The sequence below is a fragment of the Polaromonas sp. P1_G2 genome (genome assembly GCF_056405515.1).
Window position 1 is genome coordinate 1 of the sequence record NZ_JBFUBY010000308.1, and the last position, 4547, is coordinate 4547.

At 63.0% G+C, this 4547-nt stretch carries 5 protein-coding genes; 2 read left to right on the plus strand and 3 right to left on the minus strand.

What is annotated here, in order from left to right; translation table 11 throughout:
* A partial coding sequence (locus tag AC1D0P_RS22205; RefSeq protein WP_477678729.1) for an aminotransferase class III-fold pyridoxal phosphate-dependent enzyme occupies positions 1–630 on the minus strand: 630 nt, incomplete at its 3' end.
* Between the two features lie 283 nt (positions 631–913).
* On the opposite strand from AC1D0P_RS22205, the gene AC1D0P_RS22210 reads away from it, so the two are divergent.
* Positions 914–1231 carry a DUF3579 domain-containing protein gene (locus AC1D0P_RS22210; RefSeq protein ID WP_477655167.1) on the plus strand — a complete coding sequence of 106 codons (318 nt, stop codon included), beginning with the start codon at positions 914–916 and terminating at the stop codon, positions 1229–1231.
* 21 nt (positions 1232–1252) lie between these two features.
* Here AC1D0P_RS22210 and AC1D0P_RS22215 read toward each other — a convergent pair whose 3' ends face one another.
* The gene (locus AC1D0P_RS22215) at positions 1253–2230 is read right to left on the minus strand and encodes a hypothetical protein (protein ID WP_477678730.1); all 978 of its coding nucleotides are present in this window, start codon (positions 2228–2230) and stop codon (positions 1253–1255) included.
* Positions 2231–2431: 201 nt separating this feature from the next.
* The gene (gene rpsT, locus AC1D0P_RS22220) at positions 2432–2743 is read right to left on the minus strand and encodes a 30S ribosomal protein S20 (protein ID WP_007864125.1); all 312 of its coding nucleotides are present in this window, start codon (positions 2741–2743) and stop codon (positions 2432–2434) included.
* 223 nt (positions 2744–2966) lie between these two features.
* Here rpsT and murJ point away from each other — a divergent pair, with 223 nt between their 5' ends.
* Positions 2967–4526: a murein biosynthesis integral membrane protein MurJ gene (gene murJ / locus AC1D0P_RS22225; RefSeq protein WP_477678731.1), complete on the plus strand. Its 1560-nt coding sequence runs from the start codon at positions 2967–2969 to the stop codon at positions 4524–4526.
* The last annotated feature ends 21 nt before the right edge of the window (positions 4527–4547 follow it).

The window sequence follows — 4547 nt, forward strand, 5'->3', positions numbered from 1 at the left end:
GCGCAGGTACTCGTCCTTCATGCTGTTGATGCCGCCTTCGCCCTGGATGGCCTCAAAGAACACGGCGACGACATTAGGGTTGTTGGCGGTGGCGGCCTTCAGCGCGTCGATGTTGTTCAGCGGCACGCGGATAAAACCCTCGACCAGCGGGCCGAAGCCGGCCTGCACCTTGGGGTTGCCGGTGGCGCTCAGCGTGGCGATGCTGCGGCCGTGGAAGGCTTTTTCATAGACCACGATTTCCGGGCGCTCAATGCCCTTGTCGTGGCCGAACTTGCGCGCCAGCTTGAGCGCGGCCTCATTGGCTTCCAGGCCGGTGGAGCAGAAAAACACGTTTTCCAGGCCCGACAGCTCCACCAGTTTGGCTGCCAGGGCTTCCTGCAGCGGCACATGGTAGTAGTTGGAGGTGTGGATGAGCTTGGTGATCTGCTCCTGCAGGGCCGGCACCAGCTTGGGGTGGTTGTGGCCCAGGGTGTTGACGGCGATGCCGCCCAGAGCGTCAAGGTAAGCCTTGCCGTTGACGTCCCAGACGCGGCAGCCCTGGCCGTGGTCCAGCGCAATGGGCAGGCGGCCGTAGGTGTTCATCACGTGGGGAGAGGCGGCTTCGATGTGCTTGGGCAGGGCTGCGGTCATGGAAAACTCCGGAACAAAGGCTGTAACAGTGCGGAAAATCCGAGGCCCGCAGCGAATGATGCGGGCCTGGGCTGATTTTAGGCGCAGACTTTGCGGGCTTTTGTGACGTTTGTGCATTGCTGCGATGCCGGCGCCCGGCACCTCCCCGCTATGGTCCCCATTGAAAATTTATCTGCCAAGTCTTATATAAGAGTCCGAGTTAAGCTAGAATTGTTGTGCGCTGCAGCATGGGGTGARTCCCATCCTTTTCCCATGCCGGGCGGCGCAAAAAACCCTCCACCCGATGGTCTCCAATACCGCCAAAGAAGTCTTCATCCAGGGTATTACCCGCGACGGCAAAACCTTCCGGCCCAGCGACTGGGCCGACAGGCTGTGCGGCGTGATGAGCCATTTCCGCCCGGGCGGCCCGCAGCCCGGCAGCCACCTGACCTATTCCCCCTGGTGCGTGCCTACCGTCATCAACGGCGTGAAATGTGTGGTCGTCAACTCTGAACTGCGCGAGGCCGAGCCCATGGCCTGGGATTTCGCCATCAACTTCGCCAAAGACAACGATTTACAGGTGGCTGAAGCCTGCCTGATTCCCGAGCCACCCGTTCGCTGAGGGCAGGCCGGCTTCACCGGCCTATTTCTTTTTTCCTTCGGCCAGCCAAGCCTGTATCTGGGCATCCGCCACGCCGGATTTGCACCAGGCGGCCACGAGCAGCGCTTCAGACCCCAGTTGGTGATGCTTGGCATCGGAGGCCGGAGCGGTCAGCAAGGTGGCGGGCGTTCCGGCCGCCATCAGCTTTTGCTGGAACTCCTGCTGTGACTCAAAGGCCACTGCCGAGTCCTGCGGGTCGCCTAATACAAACACACGGCGCCGGCCGTCCGGCTTGACGCCGCCGATGTGGTCTATCGGGTCGTACACCGCCGACAGCGGCTGTCCCGTCTGGTCCAACCCGCGCTGGGCTTCCTTGCTGCCGAGCAGGCGGGCCCGCGTCTTCATGCTCACCGCGCCGCTGGCGACCACTGCGCAATCGATGTCCGTGCGGCCCAGCGTCAGTGCCGCGCCCACCAGCCCGCCACCGCCGCTCAGGCCTGTCAGCTGGATGCGCTGATAACCGTATTTTTTCTTGATGGCGTCGATCGCCGCGTTTGTCAGATGGGCTTCGACCGGCATGCGGCGCTCGCGCAAATGGCTCGCGCCAGTGCTGCCGTAAGCGCCCGGACGGCCTATGCGGATCACCGGCAGGCCGATTTCTTTGGCCGAGCGTTCGGACCGCGCGATCTGCAGGCTCCGGCTTGCGGACTTGACATAGGCATCCCTGGCCTGCGCCATGCCGCCGCTCAGGACGTCGCCATGCATGAAGAGCACGGCGGTTTCCGCGCCGAGCGCATTGGCGCTGGGAAAGTAGCGAATGCAGCCTTTGGCTGTGCGTTCGGCGGCACCCTGTTYACGCCACTGCGTTTCCACCCAGACGGCATCCTGCTTGGCGTTGCATTCCGCCTGGCTGATGGTGCCGGGATTGAGCAATTCGTTGAAGTCGAAGATTTCGTCGTCGGCGGCATGGCCGGTGCCCAGACTGGCCGCGATGAGGGCCGGCAGAACGAGTGCGCGCATGAGCCGCCTTTTCTTGTTGAGTAACAACAGTGGAAGAGGGCGGTTTGTCCCTATGCGCCCCATCTGCGCCCGAGTCTAAGTGAAGCGCCCAACAAAAAAGCCGTCTTTCGACGGCTTTTTTGCTTTGCTGCAGCGCACCCTACAAAACGGCGGACGGTATTTTCGTGAAGAAGATGCCGACCGGGCGATTTGCCTAATTGCTTAGGCGGCCTTTGCGGGGGCCAGTGCCAGGGCTTTCACCTTGGCGGACAGGCGGCTCTTGTCGCGCGCTGCCTTGTTCTTGTGGAAGATGCCTTTGTCGGCAACCGTGTCCACAATGCTCTGGGCCTTGGCGAACAGGTCCTTGGCTTTGTCTTTGTCACCGGCTGCAACGGCTTTTTCGACGTTTTTCACAGCGGTGCGGTATTTGGAGCGCAGCGAGGTGTTCGCGGCGTTGAGTTTGACGTCCTGGCGGACGCGTTTGCGGCCTGATGCAAGGCGCGGGTTCTTTTTCTTGGGTTTGGCGGTAGCCATATATAAATTCCTTTAATCCTGGGGAGGAGTCTGTGGATGTTGCAGCAAAGCCTTGGATTATACGACGGCCGGGTCTCAGGCCCAACATGGTGGTTTTAGCCAGGAAGGACTTACATCAGCAGGGGCCGCGGAACCGGCTTTGCCGGGCCGCAGGCGCAGCGGCCCCCTCGGGGGGCAGGGAGTTACGCGAAGTGAACGACCGTGGGGGCTATAAACTCCCGGGGTGTCACTTTTTAAAGCTGCTTCCACCGTATCCCTGCTGACCCTGGCTTCGCGCGTCACGGGTCTTGTCCGGGACCTGCTGATGGCCTCGGTGTTTGGCGTCAGCGCCATGACCGACGCCTTCAACGTCGCCTTCCGGATACCCAACCTGTTCCGGCGGGTACTCGGCGAGGGGGCTTTCAGCCAGGCTTTTGTGCCGGTGCTGGCGGCCTGCAAGGCGGAAAAAGGGGAAGAAGGCGCAAAGCAGCTGATCGACCACGTCGCGACCTTGCTGACCTGGACGCTGGTGCTGCTGTGCGTGGCCGGCGTGCTGGCCGCGCCGCTGATGGTGTGGGCCATGGCGAGCGGCCTGAAGCCGCAGGGTTACAACGCCGCCGTGGTAATGACCCGGTGGATGTTCCCTTACATCGGTTTCATGTCGCTGGTCGCGCTGGCCGGCGGTGTCCTCAACACCTGGCGCCGGTTTGCCGTGCCCGCCGCCTCGCCCGTATTGCTGAATGTGGCGCTGATCGGCTCCATCACCCTGGGTGCTCCCTGGTTTGCCAGGCATGGCATCGAGCCGATCTACGCCCAATGCGTGGGGGTGATGGTCGGCGGCCTGCTGCAACTGGGCTTGCAACTGCCCGCGCTGCGGAGTTTGGGCTTGCTGCCGCGGATAGGCGCCAGCTTCGCGGCCCTAAGCCAGTCCTGGAACGACCCGGGCACACGCAAGGTGCTGAGCTTGATGTTGCCGGCCCTGCTGGGCGTGAGCGTTGCGCAGATTTCGTTGCTCATCAACACCCAGATCGCCTCGCACCTGGCCACCGGCAGCGTGAGCTGGATCACCTATGCCGACCGTCTCATGGAATTTCCCACCGCCATGCTGGGTGTCGCCCTGGGGGTTGTGCTGATGCCGCAACTGGCCGCGGCGCGCGGCAGCCAGGATGAGGAGCGTTACTCGGCCATGCTCGACTGGGGCCTGCGCCTGGTGGTCCTGCTGTCGGTGCCCTGTGCGGTGGCCCTGCTGGTGTTCTCGCAGCCGCTGGTCGCCGTGCTGTACCACTACGGCGCGTTCAGCGACCTCGACGTGCAGCGCACGACGGCGGCGTTGAGCAACTACGGCGTGGGGCTCATAGGCATCGTGGCCGTCAAGGTGCTCGCCCCGGGCTTTTACGCCCGGCACGACATGCGCACGCCGATGCGTATCGCCGTCTGCGTGCTGGTGTTCACGCAGGTGCTGAATTATTTTCTGGTGCCGGTGCTGCAGCATGCGGCCCTGACGCTGTCGATCGCCATTGGCGCGTTGGTCAACGCCTTGTGGCTTTTGCTGGGGCTTTTGAAACGCGGAAGTTACAAACCGGTGGCGGGTTGGGGCAAGTTTGCACTGCAGGTGGGCGGCGCCAGCGCCTTGCTGGCGGCCTTTTTGTTGTGGGCCGCCGGGGCGGTGAGATGGGTCGCCCTGAAAAGCCATTCCATGGAACGCATCGGCTGGCTGGCGCTGGTATTGCTGGCGTCGGCGGTGCTGTATTTCGCGGCGCTGTGGCTGTCCGGCCTCAAGGTAACAAAGCTGCTGAGACATTGACGGGCGGCGCGCTCCAGGTAC